Consider the following 25785-nt stretch of genomic DNA (forward strand, 5'->3'; position numbering starts at 1 on the left):
CGTTTTTACTGAGGACAGGCAGGCGCCTGTGCGGGCTTGAAGCTGTCCCGCAGGGTGACCACCCGGTTGAACACTCCGGGGTGCTTGGAATCCGGGGTGAAGAAGCCGTTGCGGACGAACTGGAACTTGTCCCCGGGCTTGGCGCCTTCCAGGGCCATCTCCAGCTTGGCCCCCGCGCAAACGGTGACGCTGTCGGGGTTGAGGTAGTCCTTGTAGGTGGTGCCTTCGGGGAGGTTGTTCATGTTCTCGCGGGTGAACAGCTTGTCGTACAGCCGCACCTCCGCCTCGATGCAGTGGTCGGCGCTGACCCAGTGGATGGTGCCCTTCACCTTACGGCCGTCGGCGGGGCAGCCGCAGCCGGTCTCCAGGTCCGCGGTGCAGTGGATGGCGGTGATCCGGCCCGCCTCATCCTTGTCCACGCCGGTGCAGCGTACGATGTAGGCGCCCATCAGGCGCACTTCGCTGCCCACCGTCAGCCGTTTGAACTTGGGAGGCGGCACCTCGGCAAAGTCCTCCTCCTCGATCCACAGCTCCCGGCTGAAGACCACCTGCCGGGTGGAGCTGTCGCAGGCCTCCCGGTTGGGGTTGTTGGCCAGGGCAAACGTCTCGGTCTGGCCGGCGGGGTAGTTGTCCACCACCAGCTTGACCGGGTGCAGCACCGCCACACGGCGCTGGGCGCACAGGTCCAGCTCACTGCGGACGCAGGCCTCCAGCTGGCGCACATCGATCAGGTTGTCGCACTTGGCGATGCCCGCCTCCCGCACAAAGGTGAAGATGGAGCTGGGGGTATAGCCGCGGCGGCGCAGGCCGCAGAGGGTGGGCATCCGGGGATCGTCCCAGCCGTCCACCATGCCGGTCTCCACCAGTTCGCGCAGATACCGCTTGCTCATCACCGTGTTGGTGACGTTCAGCCGGGCGAACTCCCGCTGCTTGGGGAACTCGGTGCCAAACAGGTTGGTGATCACCCACTCATACAGGGGGCGGTGGTTCTCAAACTCCAGGCTGCACATGCTGTGGGTGATCCCCTCGATGGCGTCCTGGATGGGGTGGGCAAAGTCGTACATGGGGTAGATGCACCACTTGTCCCCCTGGCGGTGATGGGACTCATACTTGATGCGGTAGATGGCCGGGTCCCGCATATTCATGTTGGGGCTGGCCAGGTCGATCTTGGCGCGCAGGGTCTTTTCCCCTTCCTTGAACTCCCCTGCCCGCATCCGGCGGAACAGGTCCAGGTTCTCCTCGGGGGTACGGTCCCGCCAGGGGGAGGGACGGCTGGGCTTGCCTGCGTCCGAGCCGCGGTACTCCCGCATCTCGTCCCGCGTCAGGTCGTCCACATAGGCCTTGCCTTCCAGGATCAGCTTCTCGGCATAGGCGTAGCACTGCTCAAAGTAATCGCTGCCATAAAAGACGCCGCCGTTGGGGTCGGCCCCCAGCCAGTGCAGGTCCTCCAGGATGCTGTTCACATACTCCACGTCCTCCCGGGCGGGGTTGGTATCGTCCAGGCGGAGGTTGAACTTGCCCCCATAGGCCTTGGCGATGGACCAGTTGATATAGATCGCCTTGGCGCTGCCAATGTGCAGATAGCCGTTGGGCTCGGGCGGGAATCGGGTATGGATCTCGCTGACCTTGCCCTCGGCCAGGTCGGCGTCAATGATATCGGTCAAAAAGTTTTTGTCTGCCATCTTGTTCTCCCTCATACTGCTCTGTAACGCCTTTGGCCCCAAAGCCGCAGGCAGGCGCGCGGTCAGAATACGCCCCTATAATGGTATATCATACAACATTTTCGCCTTTCCTGCAAGAAGGACCGGCGCAGTTTTCCCTTTTTATTCACCTTCCGTAATTTTTCTGCCGTCCATTCGTGCAGAATGCTTGACATCCGGGGCGAAGTATCGTATAGTTCTGCTTGGTATAAGAAATTCGCGCTTCGGGCTGTCTGTACATTGCAACCCAAAGCACAGGCAAATGAGGAAAAGGAATTATGATAGACCTGGTCAAAAACGCCTTTAAAAAGGAAACCATGCTTGCAAACGTCCGCTTTTTTATCCTGCTCAACCTGGGTCTGGTGCTGACCGCGCTGGGCATCGTCTGGTTCAAGACCCCCAACCACTTTGCCTTCGGGGGCACCTCGGGCCTGTCGGTGCTGCTGTCGGCCCTGTTCCCCCAGTTCAACGTGGGCTTTTTCATGTGGGTGCTGAACATGGCCCTGGTGGTCCTGGGCTTTTTCACCCTGGGCATCAGCTGTATGGGCTGGACCGTCTACTCCTCGATGGCCCTCTCCTTCTACGTCTCCCTGTGTGAAGCCATCTGGCCCATGACCGCCCCCTTCACCAACGACACCCTGCTGGAGCTGATCTTTGCGGTGCTGCTGCCCGCCATCGGCAGCGCCATCGTGTTCAACATCGGCGCTTCCACAGGCGGCACCGATATTGTTGCCCTCATCCTGACCAAACATTCCTCCCTGAACATCGGCACCGCCCTGATGGCCAGCGATATCCTGATCGTCAGCGGCGCGGCCCTCATTTTTGGCGTCCAGACCGGCCTGTACTGTATCCTGGGCCTGATCGGCAAGTCCTTCGTGGTGGACGGCGTCATCGAGAGCATCAACCAGCGCAAGGTGTGCACGGTGGTCACCTCCAACCCCGAGGACGTCACCGACTTCATCCTGGACGAGCTGCACCGCTCGGCCACGGTGGAGGAGGCCCAGGGCGCCTACACCGGCAAGAGCATGACCGTCATCATGACGGTGCTCACCCGCCGGGAGGCTACCCATCTGCGCAACTTTTTGCGGATGAACGACAACCACGCCTTCATCACCATCGTCAACTCCAGCGAGATCATCGGCAAGGGCTTCCGGGCCGTGTGACGATAAGTCATACTTATTCCAAATCTGCCGCCCGAAAGGGCGGCTTTTTTGGGGTTTTTACCAGAATTTGACCCACGCCGGGCAGCAACTCCCCCATTCTGGCGGTAGGAAAATGCCGGCGGATATGATACAATACCCATGGAACCGAAGGCCGCGGCCTCCAGCCGCCCCATGAGAGAAGAAGGAGTGTTTTCTGATGACTGAGTACAAGCCTTTCAAAGAGGGCAAGGTGCGCGAGATCTATGACGTGGGCGATGCCCTGGTCATGGTGGCCACCGACCGTATCTCCGCCTTTGACGTGATCCTCAAGAACAAGATCACCAAAAAGGGCGCCGTCCTGACCCAGATGAGCAAGTTCTGGTTCGACTATACCAAAGACCTGCTGCCCAACCATATGATCTCGGTGGATACCGCCGATATGCCCGCCTTTTTCCGCCAGCCCCAGTTCGAGGGCAACAGCATGCTCTGCCGCAAGCTGACCATGCTGCCCATCGAGTGCATCGTCCGCGGCTACATCACCGGCAGCGGCTGGGCCAGCTACCAGAAGACCGGCAAGGTGTGCGGCATCACCCTGCCCGAAGGCCTGCGGGAGTCGGACAAACTGCCCGAGCCCATCTACACCCCCAGCACCAAGGCAGATCTGGGCGACCATGACGAGAACATCTCCTACGAGCAGAGCATCGATGTGCTGGAAAAGCACTTCCCCGGCAAGGGCGCAGAGTACGCCCAGAAGCTGCGGGACTACACCGTGGCCCTGTACAAGAAGTGCGCCGACTACGCTTTGAGCCGCGGCATCATCATTGCCGACACCAAGTTTGAGTTCGGCCTGGACGAAGCGGGCAACATCGTGCTGGGCGACGAGATGCTCACCCCCGATTCCTCCCGCTTCTGGCCCCTGGAGGGCTATGAGCCGGGCCACGGCCAGCCCTCCTTCGACAAGCAGTTCGTCCGCGACTGGCTGAAGGCCCATCCCGACAGCGACTACCTGCTGCCCCAGGACGTCATCGACAAGACCATCGCCAAGTACCTGGAAGCTTACCAGCTGCTGACCGGCAAGGAACTGTAATTTTTTGAATGCAAAAAACGCCCCCGGGAGGCTTTCCGTCTCCCGGGGGCATCTGTTTAAGACGCGCTTTTTGGGGCGCAGCCGCCGTTACTCGATCTCAATGAGATTGGTGTTGGCGGCAGGCAGTTCCTTCTCGGTCTGGGGATGGGGCAGGGTGATCTTCAGCACACCATCCTCAAATTTGGCGCGGACGTCCTCTTTCTTGACATCCTCACCGACGTAGAAACTGCGGGCGCAGGTACCGGAGAAGCTCTCACGGCGCACATAGCGGCCTTGCTTGTCTTTCTCCTCGTTGCTGTGCGAACGGACCGCCTGGATGGTCAGATAGCCGTTGTTCAGCTCCATCTGGACGTCCTCTTTCTTGCAGCCCGGCAGATCGACGGCCACTTCATAGGTGGTGCCGGTATCCTTGACGTCGGTCTTCATCATGTTCGCGCCGCGCTTACCAAAAACCTGGCGGGACCCGCGGTCCAGCTCCCGATCCATATCCTCAAAGAACGGATCAAACCAATCATCGAACAGATTCTCATGAAAAACAGCAGGCAGAAGCATAAGTCAAACCTCCAATCGCTGCCCTTGCGGGCCGATACTTTGCCGCCGGTGTGGAAGGGCCCGGATGCTTTTTACATCCCATCGCCCTTCCTCCTGAGCACGGCTTTAGTATAGCACCAACTTTTAGCACTGTCAAGCATAGAGTGCCAAAATTAATTTTTCTATCACACTCTGTCCATCTTTCATGCAATTTTCCGCTTTTTCAAACGCATCATCGCAGTTTCAAAAATCCGCATCTCTGTCCACAAGTTGCGTCCGCACTCAGAAAAAGGCGTCGTAGCTGTCGTACTCCTCCGCCTCGGCCCGCTTTTCCTCCAGTACGGCGGCAGCCTGCTCCAGCTGGCCGGGGGTCGCCCCGCACTCGCTGACCAGCGCCCGCACCGCCGCTGCCAGATCCCCACCAAACAGGGTATCCAGCCGCTCCCGCATACAATAGACCCCATAGGCCCGCCGTGTGACGGTGGGGGTATAGACATTGCGGTTCGACTCCTTTGTCACCTGCACCCAGCCCTTGGCCTCCAGTCTGCTCAAAAAACTCAGCAGGGTGCCGTCGGCCCAGCCCCGGCTCTCCAGCTGCCGGCCGATCTGCTGCCGTGTGGCCGGGGGCGGCGCCTGCCAAAGCGCCAGCAGCACCTGTTCCTCCGCCCCGGACAGGGGCCTGCATCGCTGCGGGATCCCGTACATACGCCCGCTCTCCTTTCTTTTTTCTTATACATTTGTCTTGGTTTTGTCCATTATACCAGCTTCAGGCCCGGCGCACAAGGGCGCATTCTCCTGTTTTCTCCTCGTTTTTCGCCTATCTTTTACATTTGTATTAGATATTGTATTTGTATGGCGCACATTTGTGTGTTCTGCGCCATCACAGCCCCTTTGTGCCGGCCTTTTTGTGCAAAAGAGCTCTTGTTTTTGCCGCCGCAAAACCTTTATACTGTTTTATATCGATCGCATCTGTTCCGCCGGACACCGGCGGGTTTGGATAGGACGGAGGAATGTACTATGGCACGAGTTTACAATTTCAGCGCCGGTCCCAGCATGCTGCCCGAGCCGGTCCTCAGGAAAGCTCAGGCGGAGCTTCTGGACTACCACGGCAGCGGCCAGAGCGTCATGGAGATGAGCCACCGCAGCAAGTGGTTCGAACAGATCATCCAGGACACCGAGGCCTCCCTGCGCCGGCTGATGCAGATCCCCGACAACTACAAGGTCGGCTTTTTCCAGGGCGGCGCCACCCAGCAGTTCGCCATGGTGCCCCTCAACTTCATGACCACCGGCAAGGCCGACTACATCGTCACCGGCAACTTCTCCAACCTGGCCGCCAAAGAGGCTGCCAAGTTCGGACAGGTGAACGTGGTGGCCTCCAGCAAGGACAAAAACTTCACCTACATCCCCGACGTCAGCGCCATCCCCTATGACGCCGACGCCAGCTACATCCACATCTGCCAGAACAACACCATCTTCGGCACCCAGTATGTGGAGCTGCCCCAGGTAGACGGCATCCCCCTGGTGGCCGACATGAGTTCGATGATCCTGTCCCGCCCGGTGGATGTGACCCAGTATGGCTGCATCTACTTTGGCGTGCAGAAAAACGTGGCCCCCGCCGGCATGGCCATCGCCATCATCCGGGAGGATCTGCTGGGCCACGCCGCCGACACCGTCCCCACCATGATGAACTACACCACCCTCATCAACAAGGACAGTATGTATAACACCCCGCCCTGCTGGTGCATCTATATGACCGGCCTGGTGCTGGATTACCTCGAGCACGAGGTGGGCGGCCTTGCGGCCATGCAGCAGATCAACGAGGCCAAGGCCAAGGTGCTGTATGACTATCTGGACAGCCAGGACTTCTACCGCAACCCGGTGGAGCACCGCTACCGCAGCACCATGAACGTCACCTTCACCAGCCCCGACCCCGACACCGACAAAAAGTTCTGCGCCCAAGCCGCCGAGGCCGGCCTGGTCAATCTGAAGGGCCATCGCCTGGTGGGCGGTATGCGGGCTTCCATCTACAACGCCATGCCCCCTGCCGGCATCGACAAGCTGGTGGAATTCATGGAAGCGTTCCGCAAGGCCAACGCTTGAGCACAGGAGGGACAGGAAATGTTTACCATTCAGACACTCAACGCCATCAGCCCGGTGGGGCTGGCAAAGCTGCCCAAAAACCTGTTTGAGGTGGCGGTGGACACAGACGCCCCCGACGGCATCCTGGTGCGCAGCGCCGACCTGCTGAACACTGAGTTCAAACCCAATCTGCTGGCCATCGCCCGGGCCGGGGCCGGGGTGAACAACATCCCCCTGGACCGGTGCAGCGAGCAGGGCATCGTGGTGTTCAACACCCCCGGCGCCAACGCCAACGCCGTGGCCGAGCTGGTGGTGGGGATGCTGATCGCGGGCAGCCGCAACGTGCCCGCGGCCTCCGGCTGGGCGCAGGGCCTGGCCGGCGACCCCAACCTGAAAAAGGATGTGGAAAAAGGCAAAAAGCAATTTGTGGGCAATGAGATCGCGGGCAAGACCCTGGGCGTCATCGGTCTGGGCGCCATCGGTTCCCGGGTGGCCAACTGCGCCCTGTCCCTGGGGATGGACGTCTACGGCTACGACCCCTATATTTCCATCGACGCCGCCTGGAACCTCAGCAGCCAGGTGCACCACTGCGTCAACCTGAACGATATGCTGCCCCTGTGCGACTATCTGACCATCCATGTGCCCTATCTGCCCACCACACGGGACACCATCAACGCCCAGACCCTGGCCCTGTGCAAGGACGGCGTCAAGCTGCTCAACTACGCCCGGGGCGAGCTGGTGAACAACGCCGCCCTGCTGGAGGCCCTGGAGAGCGGCAAGGTGTCCGTTTATATGACCGACTTCCCCGCCGAGGAACTGCTGGGCAGGTCGGGGGTCATCTGCACCCCCCATCTGGGCGCCTCCACCCCCGAGGCCGAGGACAACTGCGCCATCATGGCCGCCCAGGAGCTGAGCGACTACCTGCGCAACGGCAACATCACCCATTCGGTCAACCTGCCCGATGTGCAGCAGCCCCGGGCCGGGGGCCGGCGGATCTGCGTCATCCACCGCAACGAGCCGGGCATCATCAGCCAGGTCACCGCCCTGACCACCGCCGCCAGCCTGAACATCGAGAACATGGTCAACAAGAGCAAAAAGAACATGGCTTACACCATGCTGGACGTCACCGGCGCCATGACCGGCGAGCTGAAGGAAAAGCTTTCCGCCATCCCCGCCGTCATCCGGGTCCGCATCCTGTGACCGCCTGATCCACAAAAATGCCCCCGGGCCTGTCTGCACACCGCAGCGGCCCGGGGGCATTTTCTCTTGTTTTAACGACGGGCCGTCACTCCAGGCCGATCTGCCGGGCGTATTCCTCCAGCAGTTCCCGCTCCAGGAAGGGCGTCTTGACCCCCATCCGGTCCCGGTAGGTCTCGTGGCCCTTCCCAATGACGGCGATCAGGTCGCCGGGCTGGGCGTGGTCCACCGCGTAGTGCAGCGCGTCCAGACGGTCGGGGATCTCCACGAACCGGGCGTCGGGGTTGCCCCGCAGCATCCCCTGACGGATGTCGGCCAGGATGTCCTCCACCTTTTCAAAGCGGTTGTTGTCCTCGGTCAGGATGGAGAAATCGGCCATCCGGGCACAGATCTCTCCCATGCCGTACCGCCGCAGTTTGGAGCGGTTGCCGCCGCAGCCAAACACCACCACCAGCCGGTGGGGGTCGTACGCACGCAGGGTGGTCAGCAGGCTCTCGGTGGACACCTCGTTGTGGGCGTAATCCAGCAGGACGGTGAACTTTTTGCTGATGGGCACCAGCTCCACCCGGCCCTTGACTACACAGCGGCCCAGACCGTCGTGGATGGCCTGGTCGGGCAGGTCCAGCACCTTGCTCACCGCCAGGGCCGCCAGGGCGTTGTAGACGCTGAACTGGCCCGGCATATTCACCTTGACGTCCATTTCATCCCGGCCGCTGACGTGGAATGTCACCCCCAAAAAGTCGTGGGTGCGCAGCAGCTGGCAGTCGCTGGCCCGGTAGTCGGCCCGGCTGTCCATCCCGTAGGTCACCAGGGCGCAGGTGTGGCCCTCCAGCAGCGCCTGCGTGTTGGGGTCGTCGATGTTCACCACGCCCACATCGCACCGCCGGAACAGCTGGCCTTTCCAGCTGCGGTACTCCTCAAAGCTGGCGTGCTCCCCCGGGCCGATGTGGTCGGGAGAGAGGTTAGTGAACACGCCCACCTGGTAATGGATACCCGCCACCCGGTCCATCATCAGCCCCTGGCTGGATACCTCCATCACCACCGTGTCGCAGCCCGCGTCCACAAAGGTGCGGAAGTATCTTTGCAGCTCATAGCTCTCGGGGGTGGTGTTGGCGGTCTCCTCGTGACGGCCCATATAATAGACCCCGTTGGTGCCGATCATCCCCACCTTGCGGCCCGCCGCCTCCAGCACGCTGCGGATCATGTGGGCGGTGGTGGTCTTGCCCTTGGTGCCGGTCACGCCTATCATGGTCATCCGGCGGGCAGGGCTGCCGAACAGGTTGGCGCTCATCAGGGCCATGGCCCGGCGGCTGTTGTCCACCTTCAGCACCGTCACCCCCGCAAGGCCGCTCAGGTCAATGTCGTGCTGGATGACGACGGCCGCCGCTCCTTTGGCTGCGCAGTCGGCGGCAAAGTCGTGGCTGTCCCGCTGGGTGCCCACGATGCAAACGAACAATACCCCCGGGGCTGCCTTCCGGCTGTCATAGACGATGTCGGTGATGTCGGTATCCAGGCTGCCCTGCACCAGCGTACAGGCCACCCCCTGGGTCAACGCGGATAGCTTCATACTGTGTCACTCCTCATTGGTCGTCCCCTCCAGGGGGGCGTCTGTGCCTTCTTGTCCGGCCTCCTGCCCGGCCGTGTCCGGCTGGCCGTCCTGCGGCTGGCCGGACGCTGCCTCGGCGCCATCCTCCGGCGCTGCGGCTTCCGTCTGTTCCGGCGGCAGATAGCCCGAGGGCAGGTCGGGCGTGCCCTGGGCAAAGATGGCCTGCAAGGTGCCGTCGGTCCGCACATGGCTGCAATCCAGCTGGCCGGTGTCGGTCTCGGCGCAGCCCTTGCCCTCTTTGTTCAGCAGCATATATTCGGCGTAGTCCATCTTGTAGTCCAGCTCGTTCAGGGTGCCCAGCAGCACGCTGATCCGGTCCTGATAGAGGAAGGCCAGCTGTTCCACATCGGCGTATTCGATCCGGGTCACGTCCTCCAGCAGGCCGTGCTCCTCCAGCGCCCCCAGCAGGGTCTCCAGGGCCCTCATGCGGCTGTCCGCCGTCTGGCCCGTCTGGCTGTCCGCCGCCTGACTGGAGGCCTCTCCCTCCGGCGGCACGGCATAGGCCAGCTGGTCGCCGGGGGTCACGCTCACCGGGTCCCCGCCGTACAGCACCGGCAGCCCTTCGGGCTGCACCGGCTCCGCCGCCAGGATCTTGAGCCCCGCCGACAGGCTGATCCATCCGGTGGGGGTCTGCATGGCATAGGCAGGGGCTGCGGGGGTCACCTGCACCACCACCGTACTGGGGTATACCCGCTGCACCTGGATCTGTTCCAGCAGGGGAAACTCTTTTTCCAGCTGGGCGGCCTTGGCCTCGGGGTCAAAGCTGAAGATGTTCTCCTCCACCTGCACCCCCAAAGCATCCAGGATCTGGCTGCTGGTGTAGGGGCCCGCCTGGGCGAGGTCCGCCCCGTCGGGACCGGCCACCCGTATGGCGTTGATCTTGAACAGCATGGTCATGGTCAGGTAGATGCCCGCCCCCGCCACGCACAGCACCAGAAAAGCCGCGGTCAGCCGCCGCATCATCCGGCGGCGGCGCAGCATCTTGCGGGTCACCCGGCGGCGTCTGCGGGCCTCCTGGCGGGGCGGAGCGGGCCGGGCCGGCCGCGCGGCCTGGGGACGTCTGTCCCGGGCGGGACGGGCCGTCTGGGGCCTGCGGCTGTCGCCGCGGGGCGGCCGGGCCCGTCCCCCTGTGGGGAACTGCACCGTATTGTCCCGGCGGGGCGGATGCTCATAAAAGAAGCTGTCCTCCACCCGCTGGCCTGGGCTGCGGCTTTCGAACCGTATCCCTTCGGTATATTGTCCCGGCGTGCGATACGGATCGTTATTCACCGGCCGGTTGGGGGCCGGGCGTCTTCCCTGCCCCTGGGTGCGGCGCGGGACGGCCTGCCCGGCCGGCCTGCGTCTGCGCTGCTTTGCGGGCATACCGCCCCCCTCCTTTCTCACAAAGTATGCGGGGCCTTACGGCTCCCGCAGCAGGTCCTGCAGCCGCCGGACGATCTGGTCCAGGCTGTCGTCCACCGACAGGGTGCGGGCATTGCGGCCCATCCGGGCCAGTCTGCCCTCCTCGGCCAGCAGCTGCCGTACCTCGGCCACCAGCTTTTCGCCGGTCAGATCCTTTTCTTCGATGACCACCGCCGCGTCCACCTTGGCCAGCTCCAGCGCGTTGTAATACTGGTGGTTCTCGGCCACGTTGGGACTGGGGATCAGCACGGAAGCCCGGCCTGCGGCCTCCAGTTCGGCCAGGGTCAGCGCGCCGGCCCGGCTGATCACCAGGTCTGCCGCCGCCAGCAGCTCGGGCATATTGTCGATGTATTCCCGCACCACCAGGTTTTCGCCCCGGGCAAAGCCCTTCTGCTTTTCCAGGTCCCGGAACAGCTGCACGCCGTACTGGCCGGTGGCGTGCAGATGCAGGATGTCCCTGTGCTCCTTCTGCTCCCAGGCGCACAGGTCGGCCACCACCTCATTGATCCGCCTGGCCCCCAGGCTGCCCCCAAAGGACAGGATGACGGTGCGGTCCCCGGCGTGCAGCTTGGCGCGGGCTTCGGCCCGGCGGGCCGCCCATCCAAAGACCTCGGGGCGGACAGGGTTGCCCACCACCACCGTCTTGCCGGGGGCGCCCAGACGGTCCGCCCCGGCCTGCACGGCGGCAAAGACCACATCCACCTCGGGGGCCAGCAGCTTGTTGGTCACCCCGGGGAAGGCGTTCTGTTCGTGGATCGCCGTCTTGATGCCGTGTTTGGCGGCGGCCCGTACCACCGGGCCCGACACATACCCGCCGCAGCCGATCACCAGATCGGGCTGCACCTCTTTGAGGATGGCCCTGCAGCGGGGGCCTGAGCGGGCCAGGTTCCACACCGTGACCAGGTTGCGGCGCAGGTTCTCCAGGGAAGGCCGCCGCTGGAAACCGGTCACCTCGATGTGGTGGAAGGGATAGCCCGCCTGGGTCACCAGACGGTATTCCATCCCCTCTTGCCGGCCCGCAAAATGGATCTCGGCGGCGGGGTCCGCCCTCCGCAGGGCCCCCGCGATGGCCAGAGCCGGGTTGATATGGCCGGCCGTGCCGCCGGCTGCGATCAGTACACGCATATGGATGATTCCTCCTGTCTGCCGGGCTGTTTACAGCTGTGCCCGGTGCTGTGCGCCGGAGCGGCGCAGATTACCCAGTACGATGGGCGGGCGGGCCGTGGTCTGCCGCACCTGCTCCATCCGGGCGGCCCGGCGTGCCTCGGCGGCCTGGGCGCCGTTGCGCCCGATGTGGATCATGACCCCCATCTCAGCCATCAAAAGCAGCAGGCTGGTGCCGCCCGAGGAAAAGAAGGGCAGGCTGATGCCGGTATTGGGCAGGGTGTTGGTGACGACGGCCACATTGCAGAACACCTGCCAGCCCACCTGGGCCATGATGCCCACCCCCACCAGGGTGCTGAACCGGTCGGACGCCTGAAAGGCGATCAGGAACCCCTGCACCAGCAGCAGCACGAACAGCAGGATGACCACCACGGCCCCCACAAAGCCCAGTTCCTCGCACACCACGCTGAAGATGAAGTCGTTGGTGCACTCGGGCAGCCAGAGCTGCTTTTCCACGCTGTTGCCCAGGCCCAGGCCGGTCAGACCGCCCGAGCCGATGGCGTACAGGCTCTGAAGGGTCTGATCGGTCATCTTGTTGAGGTCCTGGGTCCAGCCGTCCAGACGGTCCTGCAGGTAGGGGATGGAGTCGATGTGGGAGAGGATGGTCTCCAGCAGCAGCACGGCGGCCGCCGCGCCCCCGTAGGTGATGATGCCGCCGCTGCCGTTCAGCAGCAGGATGCTGCCCACGATGGCGCACATCAGCACGATGCCCGACATATGGGGTTCCAGCGCCAGCAGCACCACCACCGGCAGCAAAGGCGCCAGGGGAACGGCCAGCTCCCGCACCACCTTCTGGAACAGCCACTGGCCAAAGTTCCCCACAGTCCGCCTGGCCGAAGGATCTCCCTGGGGCCTGGGATGGGGGGTGCGGCTGGCCAGGTGCGCGGTGAGCAGGATCATCTCAAACTTGACCAGCTCGGACACCTGCAGCGTGGGCAGGCCCTTGAAATTCAGCCACCGGCGGCAGCCGTTCAGGGGTTCGCAGAACAGCACCACGATCAGCAGCAGGATGCTGACCAGATACCCCGCCCATACGAATTTGCGGATGAACCGCAAGTCGAAATACGAAAACAGGAACATCACCCCCATGCCGATCAGGGCATAGAGGGCCTGCGATTTGATGTAGTGATAGCTGTCCCCCATGCGGAGGTAGCCCGTGGTATAGCTGGCGCTGAACAGCATCACCAGCCCGAAGATCACGATCAGGATCAGGGTCGCCAGCCAGCTGATCAGCAGCGGGGTCCACGGCCCGGGGTCCCGCTGAAAGACCACCACCGGCCCCCGCGGGTCGGGGTGTCTTCTGTGTGCAACCGCCATAGAAAACCTGCCTTTCTCTCTGCGCGTTCAAAACTGCGCCGTACGCAAAGCGGCCAGGGTGCCTGCCAGCGCCAGAGCGCAAAAGACATAGAAAGCGGCCACCGGGCCGCCCTTTCGGCGCAGCCAGGCGTCCAGGCTGCCCGCCTTGAACAGGGGCCGGCCCCGCATCCGGCGCCACAGCCCCTGCAGCACCGCCGCCAGCCCCTCCGCCCAGAAGGGCAGGCCCAAAGCCAGGGCGATATCCGCCCGTCCGATGGACAGGGGGATCCCCCCCACCGCCCCGGCCAGGAACAGGCAGCCCACCGCCCCGGGCATCAGCCGGGCGGGGTAAAAGTTCCACAGCAGGAACGCCATCAGCGCCCCCGCCAGGGCCGCAGGCAGCACCGCCAGCGGGAAAAATCCCAGGATGGTCTCGGCCCCCATCAGGCCCAGCATGGCCACAAAGGCGGCCCCCGCCACAGCCCCGTCGGTGGGGCCGGCCAGCCGGGCCGATTCGGCCAGGGCCACCAGCATCGCCGCCCACAGGGGCGCCGCAGCGGCCCCCAGCTCGACGTAGCCCGCCAGGGGCACCGTCAGGCCGGTGGGCATATATTCGCCGGCCCACAGAGCGGCCACCGTCACAGCGGCGGCAGCCCCCTCCAAAGCCAGCCGGGGCCCTGTCCGCAGCCCCAGTACCTGCCGGGGCCGCAGCCGGACCAGATCGTCCGCAAGGCCCGCCGCGCCCAGCAGGAAGCCGGCGCTCAGCCCCAGCATCAGACGGCCGGTCAGGCCGCCGCCCAGCAGTTCAGGCTGCACTAGGCAGACCACCACCCAGCCCACGCCCACCGCGGCCAGGGTGCCGATGATGAAGCACAGCCCGCCCATGGTGGGCAGGCCCCGGGGCGGCTGGGGCTGTGGTTCCTCCTTGTCCTTGCTTTGCGGCTGGCCGCCGGGGCCAGTCTCCTTCTCGGGCGGGACGAGGGCCCGCAGCAGCGGGACCAGCAGGTTCCCGACCGCGGTCGTCAGCGCAAACCCCAGCACCGACGCCACGATCAAGGCAAAACGTATCATGTCAGGTTATCTCCGATCGGTCGATTTAGTCTCCGTTCTCTTTCGGACCGTCCTGGGCGGCGGCTGCGGCGTCCTGCAGCTCCTTCATCCGCTCCACGGCGTTTTCCAGGGCCATGGCGCGGCTCCCTTTGAACAGCACCGCATCCCCCGGCTGGGCCGCCTTGGCCAAAAAGCCCGCGATCTCCTCGTAGTTGTTGGCGTGGATGGTGCGGACCCCCTTGGCGGCCGCCACCGTGGCGGTGCGGCGGGCCAGTTCGCCGTAGGTCATCAGCAGGTCGATGTTGCTCCGGGCCACCAGGCGGCCCAGCTCCTCATGGGCGGCACGGGCCTGATCCCCCAGCTCCAGCATATCGGCCAGCACCGCGAAGCGCCGCTTGCAGGGGTACTCCTTGAACATCTCCAGCGCCGCCTGCATACTGTTGGGGTTGGCGTTGTAGCAGTCCTGGATGATCCGCACCCCGTGGCTGTCCATCATCTGCTGGCGCATACCGGTCTGGCGGAACTCCTTCATCAGGCGGATGGCCTCCTTGGGGGTCAGCCCCAGCTGGCTGGCGGCGCAGTAGGCCGCCAGGGCGTTGGCCACATTGTGGCGGCCCAGAGCGGGGATGTGCACCATAAAGCAGCCGTTCTCGGCGTCATCCAGCAAAAAGCTCATCCCGTCGTTTTCCTGCCGGATGGCGGAGGCATACACGTCGGCCTCCTGGCTGGTCATGCTGTACCACACCGGGCGCACATGGGCGGGCAGTTCCGCCTTGCGCAGGAACGGGTCATCGTAGTTGAGGACCAGCGGCGCGCCCTCGGGCATCCCGTCGCAGATCTCCAGCTTGGCCTTGCAGATGTTCTCCTGGCTGCCCAGGTTGCCGATGTGGGACAGGCCGATGCAGGTGATGACCCCCACATCGGGCCGGGCGCAGCGGGACAGCCGGCTGATCTCCCCTGCATGGTTCATCCCCATCTCGATCACCGCATATTGGGTGCTGCCGTCGATCTGGAACAGGGTGCGGGGCAGGCCCAGCTCGTTGTTCTGGTTGCCCTCGGTCTTGATGGTTTGGCCCAGCCCGCTGAGGGCGACGGCGCAGAATTCCTTGGTGGTGGTCTTGCCCACACTGCCGGTCACGCCCACCACTTTGGGGGCGAACTGGGCGCGGTAGTTGGCGCCCATCTGCATCATGGCCTGGTAACTGTCGGGACAGAGGATGGTCTTTTCTTCGGGCACCCCCTCCACCGGGTGGTTCAGCACCACCCAGGCGGCGCCGGCCTCCAGGGCCCGGGCCGCAAAGTCATGCCCGTCAAAGTGCTCTCCAGGGAAAGCCACAAAGACGCACCCGGAGATCACCTCCCGGCTGTCGGTGGTCACCAGGGTGATGTCCTGCCCGTCGGCAAGGCGCTGGGCAGGGACCAGCCCTGCCAGAAGGGTCTTTGCTGCGATGTGTTCCATTCGTTCCTATCCCCTTTCATAATGGTTCTTACAGGATTGCCGCTTTTATTATAAAGCCCTGCGGCAGGCTCTGGCAAGCCGGACGGCCTGCTTTTCGCCCATCCTTCACTTTTAGCCGCAGGTGATGGTGACGATGGTGCCCAGCTGCACCCGGTCGCCGGGGGCGGCGCTCTGGCTCTGTACCAGGCCCTGGCTGTCCCCTTCGATGGTGCAGTTCAGTCCGGCGGCCAGCAGCATCTGCCGGGCAAAGTCGGCGCTCTTGCCGGTCAGGTCGGGCACCTCGGTGGTCTGTCCGCCGTAGCCCTCCGTGTACAGATAGACGGTGGTACCGCTGGGCACGGTGGTGCCCGCCGTGGGATACTGCCAGGTGACCGGGGCGGCGGTGTTGTCGGTGGTGCTCTCCACCAGATGGTGGGCCAGGCCCCGGATGTTCAGGGACACCTGGGCGTTGCTCCACTCGGTGCCCACCAGATTGGGCACCTTGACGGTGGTGCCGCTGCGGTCGATGCCGTCGGTGGCGATGCCCAGATAGGGGGCGATCTCACTGATGATGTTGCCCACCACCGGCGCGGCCAGCACCGAGGAATAGTCGCTGTTGACGTTGTTGGGGTCGTCCAGCATCACATAGACCAGGATCTCCGGGTCGTCTGCCGGCAGCACCGCCACGAAGGAGGCCGCCTTTTTGTAGTCGCCGTCGGCGCGGCGGTCCATGTTCAGCAGCTCGGAGGTGCCCGACTTGCCCCCGATGCGGTAGCCGGCCACATAGGCGCGGTAGCCGCCGCTCTGGGTGGTGCCGTCCCCCACTTCGTACTCCATGATCTGGCGGATGGTCTCGCTGGCCGTCTCGCTGATCACCTGACGGCGGACATTGGCCCCGATCTGCTGCACCACGTTGCCGTTGGCGTCCACGATCTGGTCCACCACATGGGGGGTCACCAGGTATCCCCCGTTGACCGACGCCGCAATAGCGGTGCACACCTGCAGGGGGGTGACCGCCATGGACTGGCCGAAGGCCGAGGACGCCAGCTCCACCTCGCCCATGTTCTGGTCGGTGTAGTACTGCATATAGGACGTCTCGTTGGGCAGGTCCACGCCGGTGCGCTCGGTGAAGCCGAAGGCCTGGAAATAGTCATAGAAGGTCTGCGCACCCAGGCGCTGGCCCAGCTGGATGAAATAGATGTTGCAGCTGTTGCGCAAAGCGTCGGCCAGGTTCTGCATCCCGTGGCTGTGGCGTCCGGCGCAGTGGTAGGTCTGTTTGGCCACGGCATAGGCGCCGGAGCAGTTGAGGGTGGTATTGTAAGAGGCTTTGCCCGAGTCCAGGCCCATGGCGGCGGTGATGACCTTGAACACGCTGCCGGGGTAGTAGAGCTCGGTGATGGTCTTGTTTTTCCACATGATGTCCCGGAAGTAGCCCGAGTAGTCCGCCTCGGGGTCCAGGATGCGGTTGCCCTCCTCGTCGGTGACGTAGCTGCCGTCCTCGTTTTGGAGGTAGATGCCGTACAGTTCGGGTTCCGCCCGCACCAGTTCTTCCAGGTAGGCCTGGTTGGCGGTGTAATTGTTGGGGTCGTTGGGGTCGAAGTCCGGCTTGGAGGCCATGGCCAGGATCCCGCCGGTGTTCACGTCCATGACGATGGCGCAGCCCCGGTTCTCCACCGTGTTGGCCGCCACCGCCTCCACCAGGTATTTCTCCACCACTTCCTGGATGGTGCTGTCCAGCGTCAGCACCAGACTGTTGCCGTCTTTGGCGTCGTAGGTGACGGCGCTGCTGTCCGCGATGGCGTTGCCCCGGGCGTTGCGGATGGTGATGGTGCGTCCGTCGGTACCCGACAGCACATCGTCGTAGGACTTCTCCAGCCCATAGGCCCCGTCGCCGTCCGCGTTGGTGAAGCCCAGCACCGCCGCCGCGAACGCCCCATAGGGGTAGTTGCGCTGGTAGGTGCGGGAGGAGGACACCGACAGCCGGCCGGTGCCCTGGGCCGCATTGCGGGTGCTGACGTATTCCTCGATGGATTCCTTCACCGCGTTGTTGACCTTTTCGGCCAGCACCTGGTAGGAGGAATCGATGCTGCTGAGGGCCGCATACACTTTCTCATACTGCTGGGTGTACTCCGCCGAGGCCGTGTTGACGGAATCCAGGCTGACGCCGTCCCCCGACAGCAGCCGCAGGGTGATCTCCCGGCTGATCTCGGCGCAGGCCGCGGCGTCCAGGGTGCGGACGGTGCTCTCGGTCTCCTGGCCGGCTTCGTCGGTGCCGGTGAGGGTCTGGCTGTTGTACAGCGCGCTGGAATAGCTGGGGTCGCACCAGATGTCCCACACCACACTGGTGGAGGCCAGCACCTTGCCGGTGGCGTCGTAGATCTCCCCGCGGGTGGCCTGGATGGTGCTGTCCAGCAGCTGCTGGTCGCTGGCGTACCGGCTGAACATCTCGCCGTTGCGGATCTGTATGTTGTACAGGCTGCCCACCACGATGGCGGTCGCCAGCGCCACCGCCCCGATCGAGACGGCCAGCCCCACCTTCCGGGTCCGGGAAGGGATGGGCGCATAATCTGGGTCGCGGCGGAGGGAGCTGCCTTTCCGCCTGCGGTCGTTTGGTTGGTTCATCTGCTTCTCCTGACGGCGGCTCCCGGGCCCCAATGCCCAAAGGCCGCCTGAAACCGAAAAAGCGTGCGCAGCGGCACGCTTCCCCGGGTGATATGCCTCCCGGTCGCCCTGGGAGGCTCTGCTTTTTTACTGTGCGTCTGCCGGCGGCTCGATGGTGCGCAGCAGGCTGGACACCCCTGCCTGCAGGGTATCGGTCCACTTCTCCACGGCACTCTCGCGGCGGGTCAGAACGCTCTGGTCGTCCAGGCGGATGTAGGTGATCTGACTGTCGTCGATCTTCATCAGGCCCAGCCGGCCCGCCGCGTCCTCGACGCGGTTGATGCTGGACTGGACGTTGATGGTGGTGGTGTAGTAATCATTCTGGCTCTGGGCCGAGACAAGGGCGGCCTTGGCCTGCCGGATGTCCCCGCTCAACTCTACGATGCGGGCTTCGCTGAACAGCAGCGCCACCGACAGCCCGGCCAGAAGCCCCAGCGCAAGGATCTGCACGCCGTGCTGCATCATGGCCCGAAGGGGTGAAAGACTGCGCTTGCCCCCCTGTTCGACCCGCAGATCTACCCGCCGGCCGGGCTGGGGCGCCGGGCGGCGGACCGTCTGTGCACTGTAATTGTAATCATATGCAGGCTGACCCATGATGTATCCTCTTCCCTTCTGCGCTCGCCCCTGTGGGGCGGCGCCTTACAATTTTTCCAAAACACGCAAATGGGCCGAACGGCTGCGCCGGTTGCCGGCCAGCTCGTCGGGCTTCGCTTCGATGGGTTTGCGGGTGATCAATTTCGCCTTGGCCCTGCCGCCGCAGACACAGACAGGGAACTCAGGCGGGCAGGTGCAGGCGGTCGCCCAGCGGCGGAACTTGTTCTTCACCAGCCTGTCCTCCAAAGAGTGGAAGGTGATGACGCACAGCCTCCCGCCCGGGGCCAGCGCCCCGAAGATGGCCTCCAGTCCGTCATCCAGCGCGTCCAGCTCGTGGTTGACCGCTATGCGCAGCGCCTGAAAGCTGCGCCGGGCCGGGTTCTTGTCCTTGCGGCGCACCGCAGGGGGCACAGCCGACGCCACCAGCCCCGCCAGCTGGAGGGTGGTCTGGATGGGGGCCTGGGCACGGGCCTCCTCGATGCGGCCCGCGATCTGCCAGGCATAGGGTTCCTCGCCGTAATCCCGCAGGATGCGGGCCAGCTCCTCCCGGGGGAGGGTGTTCACCAGGTCGGCCGCGCTGGTGCCTTCCTGGCTCATCCGCATATCCAGCGGCGCGTCGGCCCGGTAGGAGAACCCGCGCTCCGCGTCGTCCAGCTGGTGGCTGGATACGCCCAGATCCAGCAGGGCGCCGTCGATCTGAGGGATGCCCAGATCAGCCAGAGCCTGCGCCGCATAGCGGAAATTGATCTGCACCACCGTGGCGGGCAGCCCCGCCAGACGCTGGCGTGCGGTCTGCACCGCGTCGGGGTCCTGGTCCAGAGCCACCAGCCTGCCTCCGGCCGCTGCGTCCAGCCGGCTGGCGATGGCCCGGGAATGGCCCGCACCCCCCGCCGTGCCGTCCAGATAGATGCCGCCGGGCCGGATGGCCAGCCCTTCCAGGCATTCCTCCAGCAGCACCGGCACATGGGCAAACGAGGCCGGGTCAAAAGCCTGCTGTTCCTGTTCCGTGGCCATTGGCCTCGCCCCCTTTCGGTCCAAAATCAAAACTACAGCCCGCCCCGGGATCAGATGTGCAGCTCCCGCAGGCGGGCGGCGCGCTGTTCGTTGGTGATGGCGGCGCGGCGGGCATCCCACCGGGCTGCATCCCAGATCTCCACATGGCTGCGGTTGCCGATCACCGCCGCCGTCCTTTCCAGCCCTGCATACTGCCGCAGGCTGGCGGGCAGCAGGATGCGGCCCTGCTTGTCCGGCGCCACCTCGCAGGCGGTACTGAACAAGTCCCCCGTGATCTCCCAGCTGGTCACCAGCTCGTCGGCGCCCAGGCGCTGGGAGATGCGTTCCACTTCCTCCATGGGCAGGGCGAACAGGCACTGGTCCAGCCACTCCATCACCACAAAGCTCTCGCCCATCCCTTCCCGGAACCTGGCCGGGAAGTTCAGGCGGCCTTTGGCGTCGATGGTGCAGTCATACCGTCCAAAGAACACTGCCGCCGCCCCCCTTTTTGTGGAGCAGGATGGGGACAGCTCCCCACTTCTCCCTACTTTACTCCACTGATACGACTTTATTGTAACAAAACGGGTCACCGATTGCAATAGGTTTCGCCCGACTTTTTCAGTCAATTTCTTTCACAGTGTATAAAATGTACGACTCATTTTTCCCCGGAGCGCATTCTGCGCACAAAAAAGCCCCCTCTGCCCCACAGGGCAGAGGGAGCCAAACGGCATATGGTTTACGGCTGCTTTTTGGGCGGCTGGCGCAGGCTGGAGCGGACGCTCTTGACCTGGGAGGCGTTGGCGATCATGACCTCCTCGGTGTTTTTGAGCATATTGTCGCAGTAGTCTGCGGTGGTCTGGCGCAGGGTGCGGCTCTCGGCCTGGGCCTGGGCCAGGATCTCCGAGGCCCGCTGCTGGGCGTTCTTGACGATCTCCGACTCGCTCACCAGCACCCGGGCCCGCTCTTCCGCCTTGCGGACGATGGCCTGGGCCTGGGCGTTGGCCGAATCCACGATCTGGGCCCGGTCGTTCACGATGGACTGGGCCTGGCGCAGCTCGTTGGGCAGGTTGGCCCGCACCTCGTCCAGGTAATCCCGGATCTGGTCCACATCCACGATCCGCTTGCCCCCGCTCAGGGGCACGCTGGCGCTCTCCTGCAGAGCATCCTCGATGGTATCCAGCAGTTCATTCACGTTCATACACACTCTCCCCCTTCCGCTCCGGCCTGGTCTGCCCGGGGCATGGTATAGCGCCACAGCAGCACCCGGCCGTACCGGTACTGCTTGCGCAGGGTCAGCCGGCCCACCTGGGCAGGCAGCACCAGCTTGGCTTCGCTCTCGCACAGGACGATCCCGCCCGGTGCCACAGCCTTCTCCACCAGCGGCAGGATCTCCTCCAGCATCCCCTGGCGGAAAGGCGGGTCCAGCAGCACCAGGTCGAACTGCTCGCGGCAGGCGCCCAGCCAGCGGACGGCGTCCCCCACGCTGACCCGGCTGCGGTCAAACACGCCGCAGGCCTTGCAGTTGCGCATCACGACTGCGGCGGCATCCCGGTCCTGGTCCAAAAAGACGCATCGGGCCGCGCCTCTGGACAAGGCCTCGATGCCCAGCTGGCCGCTGCCTGCAAAAAGATCCAGCACCCGGGCCCCCGGCAGGTCGAACTGGACGATGCTGAACATCGCCTCCTTGACCTGGTCCAGGGTGGGGCGGGTCACATCGGTGCCGGGCAGCGACTCCAGCCGGCGGCCCCGCGCTTCACCTGCGATCACACGCATCTGCATCCGCTCCTTTCAATGGCAGGTTGTTCATTTCATTATTGCAGAGCAGGGCCCGCTTGTCAAGATGCAGGCCGGCGGCCGGCCCCAATGCCTCCGTTTTTGCCAAAATTTCCTCCCGCCGGCCCCGCAAATTCTTTATTCGTTCATATCTTTGTGCTATCATGAAGCTGGTTATGTATGTAAAATCCGGTCCTGTCCGGACACAGAGGAGCCTTGCAACAGATGGAACGCACCGAACATTACGACTGGAACGACGGCTGGCTGTTCACCCCCCAGTTCGACCCCTCGCTGCTGGAACCGGACTGTTCCGGCCTGGAGCTGGAGCCGGTCCGCCTGCCCCACACCGTCAAGTCCCTGCCCTTCAATTACTGCAACGAAAACGACTATCAGATGATCAGCGGCTACCGCCGGGTGTTCACCGCCCCCCGCAGCTGGGAGGGCCGCACCCTGCTTCTGACCGTCGGGGCGGCGGCCCATGACGCCACGGTCTACTGCAACGGCCAGCGGGCGGGCCATCACGCCTGCGGCTACACCGCCTTCACCGTCAACCTCACCGGCATGGTGCGGCTGGGGGAGGAAAACGTCCTGGCCATCCGCTGCGACAGCCGCGAGACCCTGGACATCCCGCCCTTCGGGGGCCAGACCGAGGAACTGACTTACGGGGGGCTGTACCGCGGGGTGGCCCTGGAGGTCAAAGAGAACGCCTGGCTGCGGGATGTGTTCATCCAGGCGGGGGCGGAGGGGGATTTCCGCATCTATTCTGCTGCCGAAGGCGAGACGGTGGGCTGCACCCTGGAGGCCGAGATCCGCGCCCCTTCCGGGCGGCGGGCCGTCTACACCGGGGAACTTTCCCTGCCCATCACCGGCAGCCTGAACGGGGTGCAGCCCTGGAGCTGCGAGCACCCCACCCTCTACACCCTCACCCTGCGGCTGATCCGGCCCGGCACCCTGGGCCTGCCCGACCGCGTGCTGGACCAGAAGGTGATCCGGTTCGGCTTCCGCACCATCCAGTTTGTGGCCGGCGGGCTGTACCTCAACGGCGCCCGTGTGGAGCTGCGGGGGCTGGCCCGCTTCCAGAGCTACCCCTACCAGGGGTACGCCATGCCCGACAGCATCCAGCGGCTGGACGCCCAGGCCCTGCGCAAGGAACTGGGCTGCAACGTGGTGCGGTGTTGCTGCCCGCCCAGCCCGGCCTTCCTGGACGCCTGCGACGAACTGGGCCTGCTGGCCTATGTGGAGATGCCGGGCCGCAGGCACATCGGCGGCCCCGCCTGGAAGGCCCAGGCCCTGCAGAACTGCCGGGAAATGGTCTGCCAGTGCCGCAACCACCCCAGCGTCTTTTTGTGGGGGGTGCGGGTGGCCGGCAGTGCCGACGACGACGCTTTCTATAAAAAGACCAACGAGGCCGCCCGCCGGCTGGACCCCACCCGTCCCACCGCCGGCAGCCGCCGGCTCAAAAAGAGCCATCTGTTCGAGGACGTCTACGCCTACGACGATTTTTCCTTTGGCGGGGCCGGGCCGGGATGCCAGCCCCGGGCCGCCGTCACCCCCGACCTGCGCAAGGGCTACCTGATCAGCGCTTTTGGGGGGATGATGTACCCCACCAAGAGCTTCGACCCCGGCGCCCAGCGTCTGAGCCAGGCCCTGCGGTGCGCCGCCGTGCTGAACGACGCCGCCGCCCAGCAGGGCGTGGCGGGCTGCGTGGGCTGGACCATGGCCGATTACAACACCCATCCCTCCTACGGCAGCGGGGACCATGTCAGCTACCACGGGGTGATGGACCTGTTCCGCAACGAAAAACTGGCGGCAGCCGTCTTTGCCAGTCAGAAGGACCCCCGGGTCCCCTCCGATATCGTATTCCAGGTCTCCCCGGCGGCCGGCTTCGGGGATATGCCCGCGGGCTACCCCGGCGGATGCTGGGCCTTCACCAACGCCGACGCGGTGCGGATGTACCGCGGGCGGGACTTCATCGCCGAGTTCCGGCCCGACCGCCAGGGCCGGTTCGCAGCCCTGGCCCATCCCCCCATCCAGATCGACGATTTCGTGGGGGTGCTGCTGGAAAAATACGAGGGCATCGGCCACAGCGAGGCGGTGCAGCTGGCCGGCTGCCTCAACGCCCTCCGGCGGGACCCCGCCGCCCCTTCCCCCCTGCTGCGGGCCCGGCTGACCCGGCTGCTGCGGACCCTGCGGATGAACGAGGCCACCCTGAGCCGGCTGTACCACACCTATATCGGGGCGCTGGGCGGCCCTGCCGTCCGCTACCAGTTCGACGCCATCTGGAAAGACCGGGTGGTACGCACCATCGTGCAGGAACCGGTGCAGCGGGTCCGGCTGGAATGCACCGTCCGCAACGCCATCCTCACCGACGGCCCCACCTGGGACTGCGCCACCATCGCCCTGCGCGCCATCGACCAGAACGGCTGCCTGCTTCCCTATTGCAGCGAGGCGGTGCAGCTGACCGTGGAAGGTCCCGCCCAGCTGCTGGGCCCTGCGGTGGTGCCCCTGCGGGGCGGCATGGCGGGCGCCTACCTGGCCACCACCGGCCACCCCGGCCGCGCCACCCTGCATTGCAGGATGGAGGGTGCCTTGCCCACGGAGGCCTCGGTCATCATCCGGCGGAGGGAGGCGTAAACTGTATTTTACGATTGCTTTGCAGTCTGTTCAAAGTTTCATCATTTCCGGCTGGCATACTAAAGGCCGGTATATAAGTACAATGGACGGCCTTTCCGCCCGCCGGGCAAAGGCCATCAAGATTGGAGCCATTTGAGCTATGCGTGAAAAATTCCGTCGTTTTATGGCAGGCCGCTACGGCACCGACGCCCTGAACCAGTTTCTGAGCATCCTGGCCGTGGCGCTGCTGCTGGTCTCGCTGATCACCCGGGTGGGGCTGTTCACCTGGCTGGGCCTGGCAGCCCTGATCTACTGCTATTTCCGCACCTTCAGCCGCAACATCTCCCGCCGCACCGAGGAGAATTACAAGTTCTACACCATGCAGGAGCGGGTCTCGGGCAAGCTCAAGGGGGTCAAGCGCCGCTGGGCCGACCGCAAGACCTACCGCTACTACCGCTGTCCCAAGTGCCGCCAGATGCTGCGGGTGCCCCGGGGCCGGGGCCGGATCGAGATCTCATGCCCCCGGTGCGGCACCCAGTTCATCCGCAAGAGCTGAGCGATGTTTGGCTATATCATCCCGGACCAGCAGGCCATGACCCCCGAGGCCCAGCAGCGCTACCGGACCGCCTATTGCGGGCTGTGCCGGCGCACCGCAGCGCTGCACGGTATGGCCGGCCGGCTGACTTTGAGCTATGACCTGACCTTTCTGGATCTGCTGCTGTGCAGCCTGTACGAGGGCGAGACCCCCGAGACGGTCGAGACCGGCCGCTGCCCGGTGCACATGATCCGCCCCATCCAGTGGCGGTACAGCGGCCCCACCGACTATTGCGCCGACATCGGGCTGGCCCTCCACTATTACAGCGCGAAGGACAAGTGGCAGGACGACCGCAGCCTGCCGGGCCTGGGCTACATGAAGCTGCTGCAGGCCCGCCGCCAGGAGGCGGAGGCGCGCTGGCCCCGTCCGTGCCGCGCCATCACCCGAGGGCTTGCGCAGCTGGCCGAATATGAGACCGCCGGCTGCGAGGACCTGGACCTGGTGTCCGGGTGCTTTGGGGATCTAATGGCCGAGCTGTTCGATTACAAACAGGACCGCTGGTCGCCCGAACTGCGGGCTGTGGGCGCGAATCTGGGCAAATACATCTATCTGCTGGACGCATGGGACGATCTGCCCCGGGACCTGCGCCGCGGCTCTTACAACCCCCTCAAGAGCCTTTCCGCCGCCCCCGACTACGAGGAACAGATGCGGGAGATCTTCGAGCTGCTGCTGGCCCAGGCTGCGGCCGCTTTCCGCCGTCTGCCCTGCGTGGAGGACGCCGACCTGCTGGAAAACATCCTCTATTCCGGCGTGTGGCTGAAATATCATGTGGAAAACCGGCGCAGACAGTCCCGATGAGGTCAGTAGGGGCTTGCTTTTTGCGCCTCGATACGCTAGAATAGATAAGATTCTTGAACGAACCAGG

The 25785-nt window shown here is 64.5% G+C and carries 22 protein-coding genes; 7 read left to right on the plus strand and 15 right to left on the minus strand.

Going from position 1 to position 25785, the window contains the following annotated elements; translation table 11 throughout:
* Positions 1-5 precede the first annotated feature (5 nt).
* Positions 6-1697 (minus strand): glutamine--tRNA ligase/YqeY domain fusion protein, encoded by a 1692-nt coding sequence (locus B5E66_RS01900; RefSeq protein WP_087228285.1) that lies wholly within the window; start codon positions 1695-1697, stop codon positions 6-8.
* Positions 1698-1978: 281 nt separating this feature from the next.
* Here B5E66_RS01900 and B5E66_RS01905 point away from each other — a divergent pair, with 281 nt between their 5' ends.
* Both B5E66_RS01905 and B5E66_RS01910 read left to right on the plus strand, forming a co-directional pair.
* The gene (locus B5E66_RS01905; protein WP_242958058.1) at positions 1979-2863 is read left to right on the plus strand and encodes a YitT family protein; all 885 of its coding nucleotides are present in this window, start codon (positions 1979-1981) and stop codon (positions 2861-2863) included.
* Between the two features lie 196 nt (positions 2864-3059).
* Entirely contained in the window at positions 3060-3929 is an 870-nt protein-coding gene (locus tag B5E66_RS01910; RefSeq protein ID WP_087228286.1) for a phosphoribosylaminoimidazolesuccinocarboxamide synthase, read from the plus strand.
* 87 nt (positions 3930-4016) lie between these two features.
* On the opposite strand, the gene B5E66_RS01915 is transcribed toward B5E66_RS01910, so the two are convergent.
* Together B5E66_RS01915 and B5E66_RS01920 are read right to left on the minus strand one after the other, a co-directional pair.
* Positions 4017-4481, minus strand: coding sequence for an Hsp20/alpha crystallin family protein (locus tag B5E66_RS01915; protein WP_087228287.1), 465 nt, complete (start codon positions 4479-4481; stop codon positions 4017-4019).
* Positions 4482-4742: 261 nt separating this feature from the next.
* Positions 4743-5165 (minus strand): BlaI/MecI/CopY family transcriptional regulator, encoded by a 423-nt coding sequence (locus B5E66_RS01920; protein WP_087228288.1) that lies wholly within the window; start codon positions 5163-5165, stop codon positions 4743-4745.
* 312 nt (positions 5166-5477) lie between these two features.
* On the opposite strand from B5E66_RS01920, the gene serC reads away from it, so the two are divergent.
* Together serC and B5E66_RS01930 are read left to right on the plus strand one after the other, a co-directional pair.
* The gene (gene serC / locus B5E66_RS01925) at positions 5478-6560 is read left to right on the plus strand and encodes a 3-phosphoserine/phosphohydroxythreonine transaminase (RefSeq protein WP_087228289.1); all 1083 of its coding nucleotides are present in this window, start codon (positions 5478-5480) and stop codon (positions 6558-6560) included.
* 18 nt (positions 6561-6578) lie between these two features.
* Positions 6579-7739: a phosphoglycerate dehydrogenase gene (locus B5E66_RS01930; protein ID WP_087228290.1), complete on the plus strand. Its 1161-nt coding sequence runs from the start codon at positions 6579-6581 to the stop codon at positions 7737-7739.
* Positions 7740-7824: 85 nt separating this feature from the next.
* Here the strand turns inward: B5E66_RS01930 and B5E66_RS01935 are convergent, their stop codons facing one another.
* From B5E66_RS01935 to rsmD, 12 genes are all read right to left on the minus strand, one after another.
* Complete coding sequence (locus tag B5E66_RS01935) at positions 7825-9303, minus strand: UDP-N-acetylmuramoyl-L-alanyl-D-glutamate--2,6-diaminopimelate ligase (protein WP_087228291.1); 1479 nt, start codon at positions 9301-9303, stop codon at positions 7825-7827.
* A 6-nt stretch (positions 9304-9309) separates the two neighbouring features.
* Complete coding sequence (locus B5E66_RS01940; RefSeq protein WP_087228292.1) at positions 9310-10704, minus strand: cell division protein FtsQ/DivIB; 1395 nt, start codon at positions 10702-10704, stop codon at positions 9310-9312.
* Positions 10705-10740: 36 nt separating this feature from the next.
* Positions 10741-11868: an undecaprenyldiphospho-muramoylpentapeptide beta-N-acetylglucosaminyltransferase gene (gene murG, locus B5E66_RS01945; protein WP_087228293.1), complete on the minus strand. Its 1128-nt coding sequence runs from the start codon at positions 11866-11868 to the stop codon at positions 10741-10743.
* A 30-nt stretch (positions 11869-11898) separates the two neighbouring features.
* Positions 11899-13224 (minus strand): FtsW/RodA/SpoVE family cell cycle protein, encoded by a 1326-nt coding sequence (locus B5E66_RS01950; RefSeq protein WP_087228294.1) that lies wholly within the window; start codon positions 13222-13224, stop codon positions 11899-11901.
* Between the two features lie 27 nt (positions 13225-13251).
* Entirely contained in the window at positions 13252-14274 is a 1023-nt protein-coding gene (locus B5E66_RS01955) for a hypothetical protein (RefSeq protein WP_087228295.1), read from the minus strand.
* Positions 14275-14299: 25 nt separating this feature from the next.
* Positions 14300-15712 carry a UDP-N-acetylmuramoyl-tripeptide--D-alanyl-D-alanine ligase gene (locus B5E66_RS01960; RefSeq protein WP_087228296.1) on the minus strand — a complete coding sequence of 471 codons (1413 nt, stop codon included), beginning with the start codon at positions 15710-15712 and terminating at the stop codon, positions 14300-14302.
* A 111-nt stretch (positions 15713-15823) separates the two neighbouring features.
* Positions 15824-18313 carry a peptidoglycan D,D-transpeptidase FtsI family protein gene (locus B5E66_RS01965; protein ID WP_087228297.1) on the minus strand — a complete coding sequence of 830 codons (2490 nt, stop codon included), beginning with the start codon at positions 18311-18313 and terminating at the stop codon, positions 15824-15826.
* A 126-nt stretch (positions 18314-18439) separates the two neighbouring features.
* A complete protein-coding gene (locus B5E66_RS01970; RefSeq protein ID WP_087228298.1) occupies positions 18440-18946 on the minus strand; it encodes a cell division protein FtsL in 507 nt (168 codons plus the stop codon).
* Between the two features lie 45 nt (positions 18947-18991).
* Positions 18992-19960, minus strand: coding sequence for a 16S rRNA (cytosine(1402)-N(4))-methyltransferase RsmH (rsmH, locus tag B5E66_RS01975; RefSeq protein WP_087228299.1), 969 nt, complete (start codon positions 19958-19960; stop codon positions 18992-18994).
* Between the two features lie 50 nt (positions 19961-20010).
* On the minus strand, positions 20011-20430 hold the full coding sequence (gene mraZ, locus B5E66_RS01980) for a division/cell wall cluster transcriptional repressor MraZ (protein WP_087228300.1): 420 nt from the start codon (positions 20428-20430) through the stop codon (positions 20011-20013).
* A 245-nt stretch (positions 20431-20675) separates the two neighbouring features.
* On the minus strand, positions 20676-21137 hold the full coding sequence (locus tag B5E66_RS01985; protein WP_087228301.1) for an ATPase: 462 nt from the start codon (positions 21135-21137) through the stop codon (positions 20676-20678).
* Positions 21134-21712: a 16S rRNA (guanine(966)-N(2))-methyltransferase RsmD gene (gene rsmD, locus B5E66_RS01990; protein WP_087228302.1), complete on the minus strand. Its 579-nt coding sequence runs from the start codon at positions 21710-21712 to the stop codon at positions 21134-21136. The genes B5E66_RS01985 and rsmD overlap by 4 nt, the downstream gene beginning before the upstream one ends.
* Positions 21713-21937: 225 nt before the next feature.
* Here rsmD and B5E66_RS01995 point away from each other — a divergent pair, with 225 nt between their 5' ends.
* The 3 genes from B5E66_RS01995 to B5E66_RS02005 all read left to right on the plus strand — a co-directional run bounded on the left by B5E66_RS01995 (position 21938) and on the right by B5E66_RS02005 (position 25718).
* Positions 21938-24346, plus strand: a complete 2409-nt coding sequence (locus B5E66_RS01995; RefSeq protein WP_087228303.1) for a glycoside hydrolase family 2 protein — start codon at positions 21938-21940, stop codon at positions 24344-24346.
* A gap of 139 nt (positions 24347-24485) precedes the next feature.
* Positions 24486-24881 carry a hypothetical protein gene (locus tag B5E66_RS02000; protein WP_087228304.1) on the plus strand — a complete coding sequence of 132 codons (396 nt, stop codon included), beginning with the start codon at positions 24486-24488 and terminating at the stop codon, positions 24879-24881.
* A gap of 3 nt (positions 24882-24884) precedes the next feature.
* Positions 24885-25718, plus strand: coding sequence for a DUF5685 family protein (locus tag B5E66_RS02005; protein WP_087228305.1), 834 nt, complete (start codon positions 24885-24887; stop codon positions 25716-25718).
* Positions 25719-25785 lie beyond the last annotated feature (67 nt).

It is taken from the genome of Faecalibacterium sp. An121, assembly GCF_002160915.1.
Classification (GTDB): domain Bacteria; phylum Bacillota; class Clostridia; order Oscillospirales; family Ruminococcaceae; genus Faecalibacterium; species Faecalibacterium avium.